The following is a 20,067-nucleotide window of genomic DNA, read 5'->3' as shown; positions in this document are numbered from 1 at the left end:
TCTTCACGTAATTGATCGAGCGCTTGAAATGGCAGATTGGAAGACACGTGCAACCCCTCCCTCGCTCGACCTTTCAGTACGGGCCGAAAGGTGATAGCAATCCGATGTCAGGCCGTGGCTGAAAGCTGGTCAAATGGGGGCGGATCGTAGGCCACTTCGGCGTTTCGGTCAATGGTAAACCGAGCGTCACGATACGCTGGCAAGGAACGCCTCGGCCTGGGCTTGCCGCACTCGGTGTCCATGGCTCAACCGAAGGATGCATGCAGATCATCACTTCGACGGTTCGGCTTCGCCTGGCGCGTCCCAAGGGCTCAATTCACCTAACCGGTAGTGCTCGAAACTCGCGGTCACTCGGAGCCTCAGGTTCTTGTCAGCCATGCGCGATTCAAGTTCCCGCCAACTGCCATGTGGGGCGATGCAAACGTGAATGTGCGAAGGGTAGCGGCTTTGCAGCGATAGCACGTCATGCTCAAACCAGTCTCGCTCGACCAACGTCTGTGCTTCTAGTTCAGGCGCGAGCAGAAAGAACGAAAAGTAGGCGCCGGCGCACGACACATTCGTATTGGAGACGACCATTGCCAGGCGACCACAGTATTGCTGATCGCCATAAGGCCAGAGCATGCATCGGCGCCCTGATTGGCGATAGGCGTCCCGCAGATATCGGTACAACGCATCGTCGGGACATGGCGCCGGGGTGAACGACGGCGTTGCGTAGGTCATTCGCGTGGCAAAGAGGTTGAACTGGGACGGTATCGAGCAGAGCAACGAGATTGCGGCCGCGGCATATCCCCAGCGCCGCCATGAAGACGAAAGAAAAGCAAACCAATTCCCTGGAATCAACCAGACGTAAAGTGAAGCCATGGACGACAGCAGCACAAATTTGTGAGTATTGTCCCAGCGAAATACGTTATCGAACGAGACCACCAGCGGAAATAGATAGCACAGCAGGAATAGCCGCGATCCAAACGGAGTCTTCCATCGCAACGAAACGATCTGCATCAGCACGAAGATCAGTGTGAAATGGTTTGCCATGGGGTGCAGCGCCAAGTACTCGCCGATCGTCACCCAGCCGTCCGTCGCGAACAAGCGCAAGCCTAGTTTGACCGGTTCGTAGTTGTCCCCCTGTAGCATCGCCGAGGGATAGCACCTTGGCAAAAAATAGGTGAACAACCACGCGGCTGCCGGAAGTATCCAAGCAGGCGATGGCAGCTTTCTTTTCCCCCCGTCGCTAGCGCCTTCCGCCAACAGGGTACCAACGGCCAGAAAACTTACCATGAAGGCCGTAGGATTGATGATCGGCAAAAGCAGCAGCGGGGGTAGGCAGATCGCCAAAAACCTGGCTGGCGTCGTACCATGGCTCGATCCGATCACCAGGCAGGTCATCAGCAGGAACGCGATTGGAGTAGACGTGCCGGCAAGGTATTCGAACAGGCTGATGTATTCAAACCAACCGACGGAAGCGGTGTTCAATGGCCAGGTGTTACAAGTCGGGGGACTCGCGGAAAAAAACACCGTGGCCATGATCATCACGGTTAATGTCGGGCCGCGCGTGCGGACGCCCACCACCGACAGAATCGTGAAGTTAGCGACGCTGAACAGGAACAACACCCAGCGGATGGCAGCCGCGGGCTCGATTTCGATCCACTTGCTTAGTTGCGCCGAAAGCCAGAACGTGCCCTGGTGGTAGTTGGCAACCACTCCCGGAGTTCCCGCGAATTCGGCGGGAAATCCCTTAGTGGCGATTTGCCAAATCATGTTTCCACAATAGGTGGGGCAACCGTAGTCAAAAACTCCCCAAGTCAATTTGGCCGCCAACAGTCCTGCGAAAGCAACTCCGAAGCCGGCAGCAAGAACGATGCCTGATAGCCGGCTGGGTGGCGATAACTGGTCCGATGATGACGTCATGGAGCAAGTTTTATCTCCGTCATACGGCGTTCGAGAAGACGAAATCCAGCGGAACTTAATCGATGCGGTCACCGCTAGCAGCAAGCCGTTGCCGCTATCACCCGCGGCTAAGACGCTGTAGACAGTCAACCAAAACGATTGATCTTGATGCAGCTAGTATGCCGCGATAGGTTTTGCCCTCGGCATTACTGTTTAAAACGCCCGACTAGAGACCAACGCATGCTTGGCTTCATCGCCCAGAACAGTCAATGGTTACAATCGTTCGTCATCAAGCGAATCGCCAGGCTGAGCGTGCCGATCGAGCACAATGTCGAAAAAGTCCGCGCTTTGAAAAAGGCGTTCTATCTCGCCAACTGCGAAGCGGTCGCGGGCGATTACTTGGAATTCGGCATGTACGAGGGTTCGTCGTTCATCGCGGCGCTTGAATGCCATGAATCGACCAAGGGCCAAGAGGCGCAGCCGCGCAAATTCTGGGGCTTCGATTCTTTCGAGGGCTTTCGTTATTCGACCGACGCGGACCAGCATCCGTTCTTTCGGCCGGGTGAATTTAAGAGCAGTTACCAGAAAACATTGAGCCGTCTCTCGGGTCAATTCGGTCGCCGCGCCGAATGGGACGTCTTGCCGGGCTATATTGAAGACACGATTGGCAAGAAAACACCCGATGAACTCGGCATTCAAAAGATCGCCGTGGCGCTGATCGACTGTGACCTGGGTGAACCGGCGCGCGTGGCGCTCGAGTTCATGGCCCCAGTGTTGCAACCTGGCAGCGTCATCGTGCTGGACGACTTTTTTGCCTATGCAGGTTCGAACGAGCGCGGCGTGGCCGGAGCATTCGCCAACTTTCAAAAGTCCCATCCCGAACTCGTTTTCCGTCGTCTGCTCGACTACGGCTATGGCGGCCAAGCGTTCATCGTCGCAAAAACAGCCGAACAACGGCAAGCCCTCGCTGCTTGAGCGAGCTCAGTTTGCGTCCGCGCTATTCTACCAGGCCGGCAAGTCGGTATTCCTCGATAGCGAACCGCGATGCTGTTCATTCATCACCGGATTAACAATATCCGACAGTTGGCCGACGTTCCCGTCGAGCACGGCGTTGAGCTCGACTTGCGCGATCAGGGTGGCGAACTCATTCTGCAGCACGACCCCTTCACCGATGGCGAGCGCTTCGCGGACTACTTGAAGCACTATCGCCACGGACTGATGATTCTGAACATCAAGAGCGAGCGCATCGAGCACCGCGCGCTCGAGTTGCTACAAGCCCACGGCATTGAAAACTACTTCTTTCTCGATAGCTCGTTTCCCATGATTCGCCTGCTCAGTTCCCAGGGCGAATCGCGCATCGCCATGCGGTTCTCGGAATACGAGCCGGTGGAAAGCTGCCTGGCCATGGCGGGCAAAGTGGACTGGGTCTGGGTCGATTGCTTTACGACCATGCCCTTCGAACCGGACAGCTATGCTCGGCTAAAGCGACACTTTCGGTTTTGTGCGGTTTCGCCCGAGTTGCAAGGACGGCCGGTCACCACCATTTCGCAGTACGCGCTGCAATTGGCGCCCTTTTCGGTCGACGCCGTTTGCACCAAGCGCCCCGATTTGTGGCAAGCAGCGCTCGGCTCAAACGCCCGTCGCCAGGCTGCTTGAGCGTACCAGCCTCGGATGCCCGTCATGAAGCTCGTACAACTGCAAGCGTGGACAGGTGAATCTTCCCCGTGGCGGGTCGTTCCACAACTCGGCTCTGACCCGCGGCCAGTCGCCGGTGGCGATCGAGGCAATCGAAAAATGCGGATGCCAGCCGTCGCCGACGAAGGGAAACCCGACTCGCTCTACCTGTTCGCGTTCGACATGCTGCAAGCGATCCAACCGCCCAGCATATCGTTGCTCGGTCGCACGGCGGTCACGCCACGGCGCGGCCGCGTCCACGACCGTTCGCTGCAGAGCGCGAAAAATGTCACGGTCTGCGGCGCACAGATCGCACACGAGCGTTTGCCTCCCCGTCAGCGCGTCCTGTTCGAACAAGTGCCAGCCGGTGATCTCGAACGTCGGCGCGACGAGTCGCCCGACGATTCGGTCCCAGGCCTCGTCCAGTTTTGCAGAACTGGCAAACGCGGCCAGGTAAACCGTCAAGTGGGGTGGATCGGAAAGGTAAAGCTGGTCCCCCGCGACGCGACGAGTGCGCTGCTTGTAGTCGAGGATCAACGTCGTCAATGCCGGGTCCGGCTCAAGCGAGAAGAACAGGGGAACCGAATCAGCCTGACGATTCATCGTTGCCGGCGCCAATCAGAAGAAGAAATGGAAACTTGCCGATGAGCTCATCTGCCGCACTCCCCGATTCAGCATCTGGCAGCGCCTATCAGCGTCAGTCAGCGACGGCCTGCCAGCTTTCGATCGTTGTGCCATGTTACAACGAATCTGGCAACATCCCTTTGATTCTGGAACGGTTTCGCGCGGTCCTCGCCGGGCGAGGTGACGTCGAAGTCGTACTGGTCAACAACGGTTCGACTGACCGCTCGGCGGAAGCGCTGGCCAGCGAACTGGCCAAACCGGAAAACGCCTTCGCCCGCGCTGTTCATGTACCCGTCAATCAAGGCTATGGCTACGGCATCGTCTCCGGTCTCCGCGATTGTCGCGGCGCGTACCTGGCCTGGACGCATGCCGATTTACAAACGGATCCGCTTGATGTATTGCTGGGCTTTCAGCAGCTTGGCCAGGCGCCCGACCCGAAGGGCACGTTGATCCGCGGTCGGCGACGCGGGCGAGGCGTGGTCGACCGGTTCTTCACCTGGGGAATGGGGGTCGTGGCTTCGCTGGCCTTGCAGACTCCGCTGCATGATATCAATGCCCAGCCCAAGCTGTTTCATCGCTCGTTCCTCGAGTTGCTGCCAGCGCCGCCCGATGACTTCTCGCTGGACTTGTACGCGCTGTACCAGGCGGCGCAACACCAGCGGCCAGTGCTCGAGTTGCCGGTCGATTTTGGCCTGCGCAAGCATGGCGAGGCCAAGGGGGGCGGCACGCTCCGCGGCAAGATGCGTCTGGTGCGCCGCACCTTTGCTTACATCTTTGCGCTGCGACATTCGCTGCGACGCCAGGAACAAGCGGGCCAACTCGGCGTCGAGCCAGTCCGTCGCGCCGCATGATGGTGCTAGCAAAGGGCGGCGTCGCCTGATGCTCGTCGGACCAGCATTACCGCGGCCGACGTGCTGAAAGTGAACTTGACCCTGCTTTTACCACCCCGATATATTGCCGCACCGACAACCTCTGCAAGCATCGATATCGCCGCCCCCTGAACCACTGGCAACGTATGTGCGGCGAGCGGTCAGTCACGCGAAGATCACGGAAGGACTCAGGATGGCAGGCACGGCTCTGATCACTGGAATCACCGGTCAAGACGGGTCGTATCTGGCCGAGTTCTTGTTGTCGAAAGGCTATCGCGTTCACGGCATGATGCGCCGGTCGAGCAGCGAGAATCTTGAACGCATTGCCCATCTCAAAGACCGCATCAGTTTGCACCAGGGAGACGTGCTCGATCAATTGTCGCTGATTCGCTTGATCGACGCGGTGCGGCCCACGGAAATCTACAATCTCGCCGCGCAAAGCTTTGTGCCCACCAGTTGGGAGCAACCGGTGCTGACTTCCGAAGTCACCGGACTGGGCGTCACCCGGATGCTGGATGCGATTCGCGAAGTGAACGACCAGATTCGTTTTTACCAAGCCAGCTCGAGCGAGATGTTCGGCCGGGTGCGCGAAACGCCCCAGCGGGAAACCACGCCGTTCTACCCGCGCAGCCCCTACGGCGTGGCCAAGGTTTACGGTCATTACATCACGGTCAACTACCGCGAAAGCTATCAGCTATTCGCTTGCTCGGGAATTCTGTTCAATCACGAATCGCCGCGCCGCGGCCTCGAATTCGTCACACGCAAGATCAGCCACGGCGTCGCCCAAATCAAGCTGGGCTTGGCCAGCGAGCTGCGCCTGGGCAATCTTCAGGCGCTGCGCGATTGGGGCTACGCCGGCGATTACGTCCGAGCGATGTGGATGATGCTGCAGCAAGACGCTCCCGACGACTACGTCATCGCCACGAATGAAACTCATTCCGTCGAAGAGTTCGTACGCCTGGCGTTCGATCACGTGGGGTTGGACTGGAAAGACTACGTCGCCATCGATCCCAAGTTCTATCGACCCACCGAGGTCGATCTGCTGCTGGGCGACTACACCAAGGCGCGAAAGCGGTTTGGCTGGATGCCCGAGATGCGATTCGAGACGCTGGTGACCACGATGGTCGACGCCGATCTCGACCTTTTAAAGTCAGGGGCGAAAGCGCCCATCAGGCTGGCCGCCTGACCGCTTTGAGCCATCGCGCAGCCGCTTGCTCACGTTCTCGGCGGCGACGTACGCCCACCGTCCGCGCCAGGTTCCAGACGCCCGGCTCGTTCTCTAGCTAAAGATGCGGCGCCATTGTCGCGAGGCAAACCGCTGGCATTCCTGAGCCGAGCGCTGTACTGTCGGGGCAGCCCCATAGTAGCGCAGGTGACGTCCCACCTTGGCAAGCGCCCGAGAGATGCGCCCGGTCGGCTGGCCGGCGCAATCGAATCGAAACATCTTCTTAGGACGCTGGTTGATTCGACGTGGCAATTGCCTGATCTGAGCCAGCCGGTCGCTCATCCGGCGCGCCGCCGACTCGAGCGATAACACCCGGCGCACCAATTGCTGACCGCGCTTGCCCAAGGCCCGGGCCTCGGCCGGGTGCTCATAAACCCAGCGCAGACATTCGGTGCCATGAGCGACCGATGGCTTGGCCCACAGGTTCCCTTGGCGGTAAGGCGGGATGTCATATTCCAGCGACGCGAGTTCGTAGTTCACCAGCAGCGTATCGTCGCTGGTCATGAAGTCCATGTTGCCTGAATAGCCGGTGGCGATGACCGGCTTGCCCATCGCCATCGCCTCGGCGATGCAAAGGCCGAAGCCTTCTGAACGATGAAACGAGGCAAAGCAGTCGCAGGCGTTAATCAGACCATAAGCGTCTTCGTGCGTCATGAACTGCTCGATAATCACGACATTGATGCCGGCCGCTTCGCGCTTGAGCTGCGCTAATGCCCGCGGATCACGGTCGCCACACGCGACCTTAATCGCCAGCGAGACTTTCTCGTTCGGCGAGAATGCCTGGCGAAAGGCGCGGATCAACGCAATCGGGTTCTTTCGCTCCATCGAACTCCGCATGTCGAAGGCAAAGAGAAACAGATAGTGATCGTCGGGAAGTCCAAACTCGCACCGCGACTTCACCGGGAACCGCGGTAATTCCAAGCCTGGCAGCATGTACGTCACCGGAACTGGCATGGTGTTGCTCAGCGCGTCGGCGATGAATCGCGTTGGCGCCCAAATCTCGTCGAGCAGCAGCGCTTGTCGGGGCCATTCGGCGGGCACATTGCTCAACTCCCAATACCAGATTCCAATGCGATAGACATCGTCGCGCGGCCGGAGGCGGGCCCGCTCGTAGCTGGTATCGAACATCAAATCGGGTTGCAAATGCAAGATGCTGACGTCAAACGCCTCTTGTCCGAGGTACTCACTTTGGCGCGACAACTCAACCTCAGGTCGCACCGGCACATCCCGGCAGGACACTGGCGTACCCAGTAACCGCAGCGCCCTGACCGTGGACAACGTGGACACTTGCAGACCCGAGGGATAACCGAACGGGCCTAGCACGTTAACCCCTGCACGAGTATTGGGAGCGATGTCGGCCGCTGGACAATCGTTCGTAGTTGTCGGCGCTAGCGCAGTGCCAACCGTTAAATCACCCTGGGCCGCCAAGACTGGATGGCTGGTTCGTGGTCTCATACAAGCAGTTCCAAGTTGAACCTAAGAGGGTTTCACAGCTCTTGTCGGCGGGTGTTAGCAGCGACTCGTGCCGCATCAACGGTTCTAGCGCCAGCTACGAGCGTAGGCCAGAAATGCTCCGCAATTGAGCATCTTTAACGTGGCTGCCAATGAGACTTTCCGTTGCGCGGCTTGTTGTCGACGCTTGCGCAAGAAACGTGGCAAGCCGCCAATGGCATCACGCTTGGCGCGCAACAGGACTCGACCGCGCCCGCGCAAGGCAAAGTAGACGACGCTGGCCAGATTCAACAACAAATGTTGTGGCAAAAACAGCCAGAACAACACGCCAGGCATGTTCTTGACATAAACCCAGGGAAGATTCCGGTGACCATGATACAAGTAGAAGTCGCTATGCTTGACGGTGATGGCCGATCCCACGTGACGCACTGTGGCGTCCGAAACGTGCCGATACTGGTAGCCGGCGAGCCGCAAACGCAGTCCCAAATCAACGTCTTCGAGATAGCAGAAGAAATCCTCGTCAAAGCCGTTGACGTCTAATAATGCGTCGCGACGATACATGGCTGCGGCGGCGCACGGCCCGACCGTTCCTGCCGAGGTACGACGCATGTTCGACACCGGCCGTCCCCAGTCGCGACGCCAGGCCACCCCGCTCACGTGGTAGACGTCGCCAGTTCCGTCGAGCGCGGCTGGATCGTTGGCCTGAACCAGGGTGCATCCCAAGACGGCCACTTCGGGCGAGTCGACCGTCGCATGGTGTAGCTTTTCCAGCCAGGCTGGTTCGGGAAATGCGTCGGCGTTCAGCAGCGCCACCCAGCGGCAATCAGTCGCCAGTCGGATGGCGACATTGTTCGCCGCCGCGAAGCCAATATTCTTGGGCAACCGAATGACTTCCACCGTGGGGTAGTGGCGTTCGCCCGCCACCAGCGATTCGTCACTGCTGGCATTATCGACCACGATGACGCGCTTGGCCCGCAAGGTTTGAGCGGCCAGGTGGTCGAGACATTGGCCCAGGTAATGCCGACCATTGTAGTTAACAATCACGACGGCGATGCTGGCTGCCCCTGCAGGCAATTCGTCAAGCTCTGCCTCAGTTGAGCGATTCAATCGAGGCGCCAGCGGACCAAGAGACATGGAAGGGGAACTCCCAATCGGGCAAAACCAAACTCGGAGCGTGTGGCGTGCGATTGTGCCAGATTTACGGCGCGCGATGAAGACGACTTCTTCTCGATGCGTTGGCGAGCCAATCACCCCACGCTAGCAAGCGCAATTCAGTCTCCCCGAAGCGTGCCGCAAGATGCACGGCCCAGTTGCAACGCAGGGGCGCTGTTGATACGAAACAAGCGGGCTGATAATATTCGCCACCCTCGTTCCGAACCCTGGAGTGGGAAGTGCAACGCCCATGATAGCAACGTCCGACTATTTCTCTTCGATCTGGTCCAAGCGGTACTTTTGGATGTCGTTGGTCAAGGTCGACCTGCGCCGCCGCTATCGCCGCAGTTGGCTGGGCATTGGCTGGTCGCTGATGAACCCGATCGCCATGACCACGGTGTTTTGCGTCGTCTTCTCGCAGTTGTTCCACGAAGACGTCGTCACCTACGCGCCGTACGTGTTGTCAGGCCTAGCATTCTGGAGCTTTGTGACTGGCTGTACGTCGGAAGGCTGCCAGTGTTTTTTCCAGAGCGAAATCTACATCCGCCAACATCCGGCGCCGTTAGCCATTTATCCGCTCCGCGTGACGCTGGGGATGGCACTGCATTTTGCCATTGGCTTGTTGGTGCTGTTGGCCATGGTGGTTTGTTTGCGCGGCCCTCAACACCTGCTGCATCTGTGGAGCGTGGTACCAGCGCTGGCCCTACTTTTCGTGCTGGCCTGGTCCGTCGCCGTTTGCATGGGTGTTGTAAATGTCATTTTTCCCGACATGCAACACTTGGTTCAGGTTGGATTGCAGATGACGTTTTATTTGACGCCAGTCTTCTATTCGCCCGGACTGCTCAACGATCATGGCATGAGCTGGTTGATCAAATGGAATCCCCTGGCTGCGGCGCTCGAGCTGATTCGCGCTCCGATCCTTGACTGCCGGCTGGCCACGCTGCACGCCTGGTTGTTGACCGGGGCGACGACGTGCGTGCTGGTAGCGCTGGCCGGTTGGATTCTGTCGCGAGTGGAACGCCGGCTGATCTTTTTCCTCTAGCAGGTCGAACGGCAGACCTCGAGGCCAAACAACTGGCCTCGCGACAACGCACCGCCCGTAATGACGGCAGCTAACTTCAAATCACCGAAGAAACCACGGTATGGCCCACATTCGACTCGACGACGTTTGTGTTAGCTTCGATGTGCGCCGCTTGGGACGTATGTCGCTCAAGGAGTTTGTGGTGCGGGGCATGTTCCGCAAGAACGTGAACCCGCGTATCACGGTTAAAGCGCTCGACGCTTTGAACTTCGAGATCAGCGAGGGAGATCGGCTGGGCGTTATCGGTCACAACGGCGCCGGCAAAAGCACGCTGCTCAAGACGCTGGCCGGAGTTTACCCTCCCACGCATGGCACGTGCGATGTGAACGGGCGAGTGAGCGCGCTGTTTGATGTAACGCTTGGGTTCGAGCCCGATGCTTCTGGTTGGGAAAACATTTCCTACCGTAGCTTTTTGCAAGGCGAAACACCGCGGACGATCGCCAAGCGTATTCAGGCCATCGCCGATTTCAGTGAATTGGGGCAATATCTCGATATGCCCGTTCGCTATTACTCGACCGGCATGACCGTTCGTCTGGGCTTTGCCATTGCCACCTCCGTCGAGCCTGAAATCCTGATCGTCGACGAAATTCTCAGTGCCGGCGATCGCGCCTTTCAGGAAAAGGCCCGCCGCAGGATGGAAACGATGATTCAGTCGGCCCAGATTGTCGTTCTAGCCAGTCACGACATGTCGGCGCTGCAAGGTTTGTGTAATCGGCTTATCTGGATGGATCACGGCCGAGTTCGCATGCTCGGGCCAACCGAACAAGTCATCGCTGCGTACAACAATACAGTGCAACCATCGCTGGCACAGGCGGCGTAGTTCGTCTCCAGGCCTGGCCAACACAATCCGCTTCTTCTGCTAGCGCGTTGTCGTTATGGAAGTTCAACAGCCAGGTTCTCTCAGCTCAGACGTTCAGCAACCCTGGCGGACGCTTGGTTCGACCCCGCTGCTGGAAATCGCCCCCTGGTTCTCGGTCCACCGCGAGCAGGTGCAACTTGCCGGCGGGCGCGTAATCGACGACTTCTATCGGATCGTGCTCCCCGAATTTGTCGTCGTGGCCGCCACCACGATCGAGGGAGAATGGATCCTGGTTCGCGGCTACAAACACGGTCCACGGGTATCGACGCTCAGTATGCCGGCCGGCATTATCGATCTGCGCGAGTCCCCCCAGGTCGCGGCCGAGCGCGAGCTGCGCGAGGAGACCGGCTACGGCACGACCAATTGGGAAGCGCTGGGCAGCTACACGGTCGACGGCAATCGCGAGTGCGGCAAGATGCACCTGTTCGTGGCCCGCAATTGCCTGCCGATTCAAGCGCCCGAGCACCACGACACCGAGCCGCTGACGGTCGAACTGCACAACCGGCGCGACTTGATTGCCAGCCTGCGTCGTGGCGAGTTCAACATCCTGGCCGGCGCGGCCGGCGCGGCCTTAGCGCTGCTGTTGGCCGATTGAGCGTGCGATCTGAAGGCCGCTTTACAGTTCCTTGATCGAGAGATTGCGGAACTGCACCAAAGCCGGTGGGCTGTTCCACTCGCCGTTCTTTTTGCCGCCGTGGTGTTGCAAGGCCAGTGGACCGCGCGTGGGAATGCCCGGTAGTTGAGCGTTTTCGAGCACCTGCTGGCCGTTTAACTTGACCGACACCCGGTCGCCGCGAATGGTGATCTCGAAGGTGTTCCACTGGCCAATATCCTTGTCCGCCACGACGAGCGGCGTGACGCCACGGTGGACTTCCGGCGGCATCTTCTTGTCCATGCGATAGCCGTAGATCTCTCCGGAACCAACCGGCCAACACCAGATGTTGACCTGTGACTTCCCTTCGCCGCGCAGGAAAATGCCCGAGTCGCTGTCGGGAACGATGATGTCGATTTCCTTGCCCGCGGCGTCGAGCTTGTTGTGACCGTCGGGCATGACGATCTTGGCGCGCGGGTTCAAGTAGGGCGTCTCTTTAATCCGCCAATCGGCGCGTAGCGTGAAATCGCCGTATTCTTTTTCGGTCCACAAGTTCTTATCGCCGGTCGCCTCGCTTTCGGCGTCATAGTCGATCACGCCGTCGACAACGCGCCAGTGGCCGTTGTCCCCTTGTGGTATCCGCCAACCCGATAAATCGGTCCCGTTGAACAACGGCACGAACCCGTCGGACTCGGCGGCACGGGCCACCAGCGCGATAAGTAAACATTCGGCCACCGACGCCACAATCAGACTTGCGCGACGCATCGCATGAACCTCCAGGTTGATTATTGAACGGTGACGGGTTGTGCAATGCGTTGCGGCATCATGGTGGCCGGCGCCATCGGCGCCACGGTCACTAGCACCGCTTTGAAGGCCGGCGTCTTGGAACGTGGATCGAGCGCCCGGGGAACCAGGACATTGGCCTCGGGATAGTACATCAGCACGTTCCCCGCTTTGATCTTCGGCCACGCCCGGGCCAGGATGTTCGGCATCTCGCCCGCCTGGCTGGTCACGGTCACGCGCTGATCGTTCTGCAAGCCGCGCCGGCGCATGTCATCCGGATGCATCAGGATCACATCGCGGCGCTCGACGCTTCGGTATAGATCGTAGTCTTCGTAAACGACTGTATTGAATTGCCCCTCGCTCCGCACCGTCATCAGCCGCAACTCGTCCTCACCGCCAGCCAACTCGGGAATCGAGTGAACAGAAATCTGCGCGCGGCCATTGGCCGTGGGAAACTTCGGCTCGTGGAACGTGCGGCCGGCGATCTGAAACTCTTGCTTGGTTCGATCAATCGTGGCGATCTGCTCCCAACCTGGGATGATCTTGGCAATCGCTTCGCGGATTTGATGCGTGTCTTCCATGGTCCGCCAATCGATCGGCCCATCGTCCCCAAGCACGCCGCGCGCCAGGCTGGCGATTACTTCGATCTCGCTACGCGGGCCCTCGTGCCGAGCCGGGCCGCCGTCGCTGAGCCGCACATAGCTGAACATCGACTCCTGCGTCGTCGGTTGGGGCTCCTCGTCGCGGGCTAGCACGGGCAAGATGATCGTCGTTTTGCCCAGCCCGTGCGCGTGACCGGTATTGAGCGTCGTGTTCAGGTAAACCACCGTGTCGATCTTGCTCATCGAGTCCCGGGCATAGGTGGCGTCGGGGTTCGAGCCGAACAGGTTTCCGCCCAGACACATCGCGAACCGCACCCTGTTGGCCTGCGCGGCTTCCATGCAGGCCATCGTGTCCATGCCCGTGCTGGTCGGTAGTTGAATGTTGAAATGTGATTGCAGACGCTGGAAGATCGCATCCTTCAACTTGGGCGCGACGCCGACCGAGCCGATGCCTTGCACGTTCGAGTGGCCGCGAATCGGCATCAAGCCCGCGTGCGGCCGGCCGACCATCCCGCGCATCAGCGCCAAGCTGGCAACCGCTTCGACGTTCTCGACGCCGTTAGTGTGATGCGTGATCCCCATCGTCCAGCCAAAGACGACGTTCTTGGCCCGGGCATAGCGCTCGGCCATCTCATCGATATCGGCGCGCGACGCGCCGCTCTTGGCCAGCAACTCGGACCAGTCCAGTTGCTGCAAACGCTCCTTCAAGGCCGGCCAACCGTCGCAATAGCTGGCCAGGTATTGCTCGTCGACAGCCCCCAATTCGAGCATGCGTTTCATCACGGCGTACAACAACGCCAGGTCGCCGCCGATGTGCAACTGGACGTATTGATTGGCGATCTCGCTACCAAACAGCATGCTCCACGGATCGCTAGGCACTTTGAAGTTGACCAACCCAGTCTCGATCACTGGATTGACCACGATCACCTGTCCGCCACGACGGCGCAGATTCTTCAGTGTGGTCATCAGCCGCGGATGGTTGCTGGCCGGGTTGCCGCCGATCAGGACGTACAGGTCGCAGTGGTCCAGGTCTTCGAGCTGAATCGTGCCGACACCGCTCCCCAGCACTCCCCCCAGTCCGACGCCGCTGGCCTGATGACAGTAATAGCTGCAGTTGTTGACGTTGTTCGTGCCGTACACCCGAGCGAACAATTGCAACAAGAAGCCAGCCTCATTCGAACTGCGACCGCTGAAGTACCAGAAGGTCTCGTCGGAGCGAAACTGCTTGAGCTGGCCGGCGATCCGACGAAGGGCCTCATCCCACGGAATCGGCCGATAGTACTGCTGCCCAGGTTCCAGGATGACCGGCTGGGTGATCCGGCCACAGAATTCAAGTTCGCGCGGCGAAAAGCTTTGCAGTTGCGGCACCGAATAGGTGGACCAAAAGTCGGTGCGAATGGCACCTTGCATATCGGCGGCCATGGCTTGGAGCGACTTCTTACAGACCTCGGGAAAGTGCCCCGACTCGTTGACCATACCCCCTTGTTGGCCCCCCATGCCCAGCGCGCAGGTCTTGCAGGCGTTGCGGGAACGCAGCGCGTACCAGAGCCGGCGGAAGCCGACCCGCCGGGCCATGCGCATCGTGTACAGAATGGCGGCCCAGCCGCCCCCGCTTCGCCGGCGTCGCATCGGTCGTGTCACCTCCGTTCGCAGGCCCGCCGGGCCGCCTGCGTCAGCCTCGCGGCCGGCACGCCGCCGGCCAGTTCCTTCAACAGAGCTACCGCATCGGGCTCGTTCATTCTCGCTAGCGCCTCGACGGCTCGCATTTCTCGGGCCCGGTCGGGATCGGTGTGCGGCCCGTCCATCCGGTCCAGGAGTCGTTGCACCCGCCGGCGTGCCTCGGCCGACGGGAGTTCCTGCATCGCGAGTCTCAGGGCCGGCTCGACGATCCGGTCGAATCGTTCCAGTTCCAGCGTGGCCCGTTGCCGGTCCGTGAACTTGGGCGCGTCCAGCCGACCGATGAGTTCTGTCACGAGTGCCGGGTCGACGGCCGTCGCAGGCCGCACACGCTCGCGCAGGAACGGCACGACGTCCGATCCGGTGGCGATCAGCCGCTCCGTAGTGTTGTGGGCGGTGATGCCATTGCCGGCGAGGTCGGACCAGGCGTTCGACCATTGTTCCTTCGGGAGCGCTGCCGGCGCGGAACACGGCCGAGTGTTCACGTCCCACACGAGCGCCGTCGTGTCGAAGCTACCGCTCACGAGCCGGCCGTTCGGCCCGAACGCCAGCGACGAAATGTAATGGTTGTGTCCATAGAGCGGCGGCAGGACGTGGCCCGTCCTCAGATCCCACAGGTAGATCTTGCGTGTGCCCGAGCCGTTGTTCGCACCGGCCAGCCATCGGCCGCACGGCGAGACCGCGAGCAGATCGATCATGTCGTCGTGCGGCAAGGGATAACGGACGCGGACCTCGCCGGAAGCCGGCTCCCACATGACGAGTTCTTCCGGCGAAGAGTACACGATCGCGTCGGCGAACGGGACGAACGCGGCCGTGTACACGTTGGCGCTGATGGACCGTAACAGTCGCCCGGTGCTGGCCTCAATAAGGAGGTAGCCGGGCGAATCGTCCTGATGCATAGTGACCGCGCCGAGCCAGCGGCCGCACGGCGAATACACCAGCGACGAGACCTGCCCGGTGAGTTTGGTGATTGCCGGTTTTTCCCTGCCCGTCGCCACGTCGAACTGCCGGAGAGGGTTCTCGACCTTCGCACGGTTCGGCCCTGCAAATCCTCCGGGGCCGACGGCGAGCGTCTTGCCGTCCGGGCTGAATGCGACCGTGTCTCCGGCAAACGCGCCGTCGAGATTAATGGTCCGGCGGCTGCGGCCGGTGCTCGGCTCCCAGATCACAACGCGGTCATCGTTCATCCGCAGTGCGGCCAGTGAACCGTCGGCCGTGATCGCGACGCCGCCGACACCCGAATCGTCCCGGCCCGTGAACGCGCCGAAGAGCGAAGCCGAGTATCGCCGGAGTTGTTCACCCGTCATGCCGTTGTAGACGCGCGGCAGATCATCGTTGCAACCGGTGATGACTCGCGACCCGTCCGCGCTGACCGCGAGGCAGGTCACGTGTCCCTGCGGTCCGAGGTCGGGCAGTTTCTTTTCACGGGCGGTACGTCCGTCGAATTTGCGCCATCGCGAATCGTCCGTTCCCTGGACCCAGAGTGTTGAGTCGTCCTCACTGAAGACCAGGCGGGGGTTGTTGATGCCGATAAACCCGGACGCGTTGTTGCGGCCGAGCGACTTTGCGGTCGTGGCGTCGAACATCTGCATCCAGTAGGGGCCGAGCACGACCAGCCGGCGCGAGTCGCGCGAGTACTGCATGCCGTACGTGTCGCTCTCGCCTTGAACTTTGATCCGCTCCAGCTCACCCCCGCCGGGAAGCTCGACGCGGTGTATGCCGAGGACATTGTCGCTGAATGCCATCTGCTTCCCGTCCGGCGAGAGCACGGCATGATTGAAGTCGAGGTTTGCACCCAGCTCCAGCGAAGCGCGTTCCTCGCCAGTCGCGGCATCGAGCATAAGCGCTACCGTTTCGGTCGATCGCGATCGCACGACAACCAGTTGCGAATTCCCGGCGATCAGCCCGAGGACGTGCGTGGTCGTGTCGTCGTTGCCGATGTCGATCGGGCCGAACTGCCAGGCCCGCTGGCGTCGCCCGAGGTGCCAGGCGACAATTGGCATCTCGCACATCGGGCACTCCGCGATCAGCACGTCCGATCCCGGAACGAATGCCACGGGTCGGGCGGAGAACTCGAGGCCGCCGCGGTACGACTCGCGTTCAAACTGTCCCTCGAACACGGTCTGGCCGGTAGCGACATCCAGGACCGCGATGCGGTTGCCCCCGCCGTATGCCACGCGGCGACCGGCCGGGTCGAGCAGGAAACTATCCACTTCCAGTCGGGCGGGGTCCGGGCCGGGCAGCCGACGCACCTCCGCACACGTCTCGGCATCGACGACGACTACCCGGTTTTCGCGCAACACTGCCAGAGTCTTCGGATCCGGGCCGCGAGACATCAGACCGCGATACCGGACGGTGCCGATCCGCGTAACGGCCGACTCGGGCAGGCGGTCGCCGTGCCGGTCGCGGCGTTCCGGCGGCCCGGCAACGCGCCCCACCCCCGCGGGTGCGGCCGCCACGGCTCCCAGAATTAGAATGAGTAACGCCAACCGACACATGAGCGGCTCCCGTCGCTCAGCATACCGAAGTCGGACCGGCCGGCGAAGGTGCAATCCCGGCGTCATACCCGGGCCAGCTTCCACCGGCCGCTCGCAAACCGCCAGAAGAAAAACGTCCCGCGAACCGCGAGGTCCGCACACATCGCCAGCCACGCGCCGTACAACCCCAGCCCGAACCGCGGGCCCGTCAGCAAATACGCCAGCGGCAGGCGAACCAGGAGGAACCCGCACCATGTGAACAACACCGGCACCCGCGTATCACCCGCGCCACGCAGAGCCTGCGTGAAGATAATCGTGCTCGCGAGCGCGGGGGTCGCCAATGCGACAAGGCGAAGCACGGGTACCGCCTCGGCCACCGTCCGCGCCTGCATGGGGTCCGGGTTGAAGAACCGCGCCATCTCCGGCGCGAAGATGTAGAAGATCAGACCCATGACGCAGGTACATAGGCAGCCGAACCCGAACGCGGTCCAGCCGGCATGGGCCGCGTCGTCGGGCCGCTTCGCGCCGAGGTTCTGGCCCACGAGCGCCATCGCGGCGATCCCGAAGGCGTGGGCCGACTGGAAGCCGAGCGCTTCCCAGCCCAGCGCGGTGGTGTGAGCGGCGGCGGCGATCACGCCGAGGTCATTGATGATTGTCAGAAACACGAACTGCCCGGCAACGACCGAGAGGCTGTCGGCCCCGGCCGGGAGGCTGACCCGCAGCAACCGCCAGAGCATGTGGAAGTCCGGCCGGAATCCCGGGAGCCTGAGTCGCAATCCCGCCCTTCCCCGTGCCAGGACGATGGCGACGGCGATTGCCCCGAACACGTAGCACAGCGCGGTGCCCCAGGCGATGCCGCGGAAGCCGAGGCCCGGCCAGTCGCCGAACCCCCTGCACATGAGCCACGCGACGGGAAGGTTGCCCACCGCGATCCCGCCCTGCACGAAAAGGCCGGTCCGCGTGTCGCCCGCGCCCTGAAGGCATGCGATCCCGGCCGCCTCGACGACCTGGGCGCCGTAAAGCCAGAACATGGGCCGGAGGTACGCAATGCAGAAGCGTGCCGCATCCCCTTCGAGGCTGAGGGACCGCACGAGCAGGCCCGTAAATCCGACGCCGATGAACGCGCCCAGAAGCCCTACGAAGAGCCCGAGGAGGATCGCCTGGTGCATCGCCCGGCCGGCCGCCGGCGTGTCGCCCGCGCCGATGCAGCGGGCGACCACCGCGCTCGCACCGGCACTCACGAGGACGGTGTAGCTGGAGATGAACCAGCCCAGGTAAAGGGCCGTGCCCTGGGCGGCCTGGTACGCGGCCAGTTCCTCGGCCGAGCCGGCGGGCAGGTGCCCGGCCAGCCAGCGGTCGGAGAGCCCGACGACCAGGATCAGCAGTTGCTGGATCAGTACCGGAATCGCCAACCGGAACACCCGACCGACGACGGGGCCGTGCGGCAGGCGGGTTATCAGAGGTTCCACAGAGGTCGGCATCGAGACGAGAATGCGGGTTGAAGCGACAGACGGGTCTGCCTAATTTGCCGATTTTACCCGGTCCGATCTAGGTCGGCCCGAACGGTGTCATTAACATGCTAGATGAGTCGCCACAACCCCGACAGCCGGGGTCGGTGGCACGCCCTGCGAATGAGGAACGTATGTCTCGTGTCCGTTTGTCTGGAATTCTGCTCTGCGGTCTGGTGTGGGCGGCGGGCCCGGTTGCCGGGCAGGACAAGGCCGCCCCCGGCGCGCTGCCGTCTGAACGGCTCGTGGAGTCGCGGTCGGCAGTGACCATCGGCGGGCAGAAGATCGACTACGTCGCCAACACCGGCAACATCCTCCTCCGCGACGACGAGGGCAAAGCCCAGGCGAGCATCTTTTTCGTCGCCTACCACCGGGTCAAGGTCACCGAGCCGGGCCCCGTCCCGGCGGGGCAGCCGGCAGCAGTCGTCGTGTCGCCGCCCGACCCGGCCCGGCCGATCACGTTCTGCTTCAACGGCGGCCCGGGCAGTTCCTCGGTCTGGCTGCACCTCGGTGCGTGGGGGCCCCGCCGGGCCGTCATGCCCGAGACCGGTGAGCAGCCGATGCCGCCCTCGAAAGTCGGCGACAACGACCTGTCGCTCCTCGACGTGACCGACCTCGTGTTTATCGACCCGGTGAGCACGGGCTATAGCCGGGCCGCGCCGGGCGTGGATCCGAAGAGATATCACGGCGTGCAGGAAGACGTGGCCGCTGTCGGCGAGTTCATTCGATTGTACCTGACGCGCCACCAGCGATGGGGCTCCGCGAAGTTCATTGCCGGCGAGAGCTACGGCACCACCCGCGCGGCCGCGCTCGCTGCTTACCTTCAGGACTCGCTCGGCATTGACCTCTCGGGCGTGGTCCTCGTCTCCAGCATCCTCAACTTCGGCACCGCCCGCTTCGACGATGGGCACGACTTGCCCTACTCGCTGTTCCTCCCGAGTTACACTGCAACGGCCTGGCACCATAAGCGTCTGCCTGGCGACCTGCTCGGCGACCTGAAGAAGGCGCTGACCGAGAGCGAACAGTTCGCCGCCGGCGAGTACCCGCAACTGCTGATGAAGGGCGATAAGCTCACCGGCGAGGAGCGCACCGCGCTCGCGAAGAAGCTCGCCCGCCTGACCGGGCTTTCGGAGGATTACGTCACCCGCTCCAACTTCCGCATCGAGATCCAGCGGTTCTGCAAGGAGCTGCTCCGCGATCAGGCGCGGACAGTCGGGCGGTTCGACTCGCGCCTCAAGGGCGTCGACGCCGACATGGTCGGCAATCGGCCCGAATCGGACCCGAGCTACGCGGCGGTGTTCACGGCGTTCACCGGCGCGGCCAATCAGTACTTCCGCCGCGACCTGAAGTACGACACGGACCTGAAGTACGAGGTGCTCACCGGCCGGGTCCAGCCGTGGGACTTCGGGGCCCGCAATTCATTCCTCAACGTCGGCCCGCAACTCGCGGGAGCGGTCCGCAAGAACCCTGGCCTGCGCGTGTTTGTGGCCAGTGGCTATTACGACCTGGCCACGCCGTACTTCGCAACCGATTACACCATGAATCACCTCGGCCTCGATGCGGAGATGAAGAAGCGGATCACCTTCAGCTACTTCGAGGCCGGGCACA

16 protein-coding genes are annotated in these 20,067 nt (G+C 61.5%); 8 read left to right on the top strand and 8 right to left on the bottom strand.

What is annotated here, in order from left to right; translation table 11 throughout:
• Positions 1-270 precede the first annotated feature (270 nt).
• Positions 271-1,905 (bottom strand): hypothetical protein, encoded by a 1,635-nt coding sequence (locus JSS27_06255; protein ID MBS0208541.1) that lies wholly within the window; start codon positions 1,903-1,905, stop codon positions 271-273.
• Between the two features lie 138 nt (positions 1,906-2,043).
• Here JSS27_06255 and JSS27_06250 point away from each other — a divergent pair, with 138 nt between their 5' ends.
• On the top strand, positions 2,044-2,859 hold the full coding sequence (locus JSS27_06250) for a class I SAM-dependent methyltransferase (protein MBS0208540.1): 816 nt from the start codon (positions 2,044-2,046) through the stop codon (positions 2,857-2,859).
• A gap of 69 nt (positions 2,860-2,928) precedes the next feature.
• The gene (locus JSS27_06245; protein MBS0208539.1) at positions 2,929-3,540 is read left to right on the top strand and encodes a hypothetical protein; all 612 of its coding nucleotides are present in this window, start codon (positions 2,929-2,931) and stop codon (positions 3,538-3,540) included.
• Here JSS27_06245 and JSS27_06240 read toward each other — a convergent pair.
• Positions 3,514-4,161: a 2'-5' RNA ligase family protein gene (locus JSS27_06240; protein MBS0208538.1), complete on the bottom strand. Its 648-nt coding sequence runs from the start codon at positions 4,159-4,161 to the stop codon at positions 3,514-3,516. The genes JSS27_06245 and JSS27_06240 overlap by 27 nt on opposite strands.
• Before the next feature lie 41 nt (positions 4,162-4,202).
• On the opposite strand from JSS27_06240, the gene JSS27_06235 reads away from it, so the two are divergent.
• Positions 4,203-5,033, top strand: coding sequence for a glycosyltransferase family 2 protein (locus JSS27_06235; protein ID MBS0208537.1), 831 nt, complete (start codon positions 4,203-4,205; stop codon positions 5,031-5,033).
• A gap of 211 nt (positions 5,034-5,244) precedes the next feature.
• Positions 5,245-6,237 (top strand): GDP-mannose 4,6-dehydratase, encoded by a 993-nt coding sequence (gene gmd, locus JSS27_06230; GenBank protein ID MBS0208536.1) that lies wholly within the window; start codon positions 5,245-5,247, stop codon positions 6,235-6,237.
• A 93-nt stretch (positions 6,238-6,330) separates the two neighbouring features.
• Here gmd and JSS27_06225 read toward each other — a convergent pair whose 3' ends face one another.
• Both JSS27_06225 and JSS27_06220 read right to left on the bottom strand, forming a co-directional pair.
• Complete coding sequence (locus tag JSS27_06225; protein ID MBS0208535.1) at positions 6,331-7,494, bottom strand: glycosyltransferase family 4 protein; 1,164 nt, start codon at positions 7,492-7,494, stop codon at positions 6,331-6,333.
• A 321-nt stretch (positions 7,495-7,815) separates the two neighbouring features.
• A complete protein-coding gene (locus tag JSS27_06220) occupies positions 7,816-8,862 on the bottom strand; it encodes a glycosyltransferase family 2 protein (protein ID MBS0208534.1) in 1,047 nt (348 codons plus the stop codon).
• Positions 8,863-9,130: 268 nt separating this feature from the next.
• Here JSS27_06220 and JSS27_06215 point away from each other — a divergent pair, with 268 nt between their 5' ends.
• From JSS27_06215 to JSS27_06205, 3 genes are all read left to right on the top strand, one after another.
• The gene (locus JSS27_06215; GenBank protein ID MBS0208533.1) at positions 9,131-9,922 is read left to right on the top strand and encodes an ABC transporter permease; all 792 of its coding nucleotides are present in this window, start codon (positions 9,131-9,133) and stop codon (positions 9,920-9,922) included.
• 100 nt (positions 9,923-10,022) lie between these two features.
• Positions 10,023-10,781, top strand: coding sequence for an ABC transporter ATP-binding protein (locus JSS27_06210; protein MBS0208532.1), 759 nt, complete (start codon positions 10,023-10,025; stop codon positions 10,779-10,781).
• A 55-nt stretch (positions 10,782-10,836) separates the two neighbouring features.
• Positions 10,837-11,415 carry an NUDIX hydrolase gene (locus tag JSS27_06205; protein MBS0208531.1) on the top strand — a complete coding sequence of 193 codons (579 nt, stop codon included), beginning with the start codon at positions 10,837-10,839 and terminating at the stop codon, positions 11,413-11,415.
• 21 nt (positions 11,416-11,436) lie between these two features.
• Here the strand turns inward: JSS27_06205 and JSS27_06200 are convergent, their stop codons facing one another.
• The 4 genes from JSS27_06200 to JSS27_06185 all read right to left on the bottom strand — a co-directional run bounded on the left by JSS27_06200 (position 11,437) and on the right by JSS27_06185 (position 18,432).
• A complete protein-coding gene (locus JSS27_06200; GenBank protein MBS0208530.1) occupies positions 11,437-12,177 on the bottom strand; it encodes a DUF1080 domain-containing protein in 741 nt (246 codons plus the stop codon).
• Between the two features lie 20 nt (positions 12,178-12,197).
• Positions 12,198-14,426: an FdhF/YdeP family oxidoreductase gene (locus JSS27_06195; GenBank protein ID MBS0208529.1), complete on the bottom strand. Its 2,229-nt coding sequence runs from the start codon at positions 14,424-14,426 to the stop codon at positions 12,198-12,200.
• 8 nt (positions 14,427-14,434) lie between these two features.
• The gene (locus tag JSS27_06190; protein ID MBS0208528.1) at positions 14,435-16,972 is read right to left on the bottom strand and encodes a hypothetical protein; all 2,538 of its coding nucleotides are present in this window, start codon (positions 16,970-16,972) and stop codon (positions 14,435-14,437) included.
• A gap of 62 nt (positions 16,973-17,034) precedes the next feature.
• The gene (locus tag JSS27_06185) at positions 17,035-18,432 is read right to left on the bottom strand and encodes an MATE family efflux transporter (protein MBS0208527.1); all 1,398 of its coding nucleotides are present in this window, start codon (positions 18,430-18,432) and stop codon (positions 17,035-17,037) included.
• A gap of 161 nt (positions 18,433-18,593) precedes the next feature.
• Between JSS27_06185 and JSS27_06180 the strand changes: the two genes are divergently transcribed.
• On the top strand, positions 18,594-20,067 hold a 1,474-nt coding region (locus JSS27_06180), incomplete at its 3' end, for a peptidase S10 (protein ID MBS0208526.1).

The sequence above is a fragment of the Planctomycetota bacterium genome (genome assembly GCA_018242585.1).
Taxonomy (GTDB): Bacteria; Planctomycetota; Planctomycetia; order Pirellulales; family PNKZ01; genus JAFEBQ01.
Note: the sequence above shows the minus strand (reverse complement) of the source record. Positions and strands in the feature narration are given on the sequence as shown.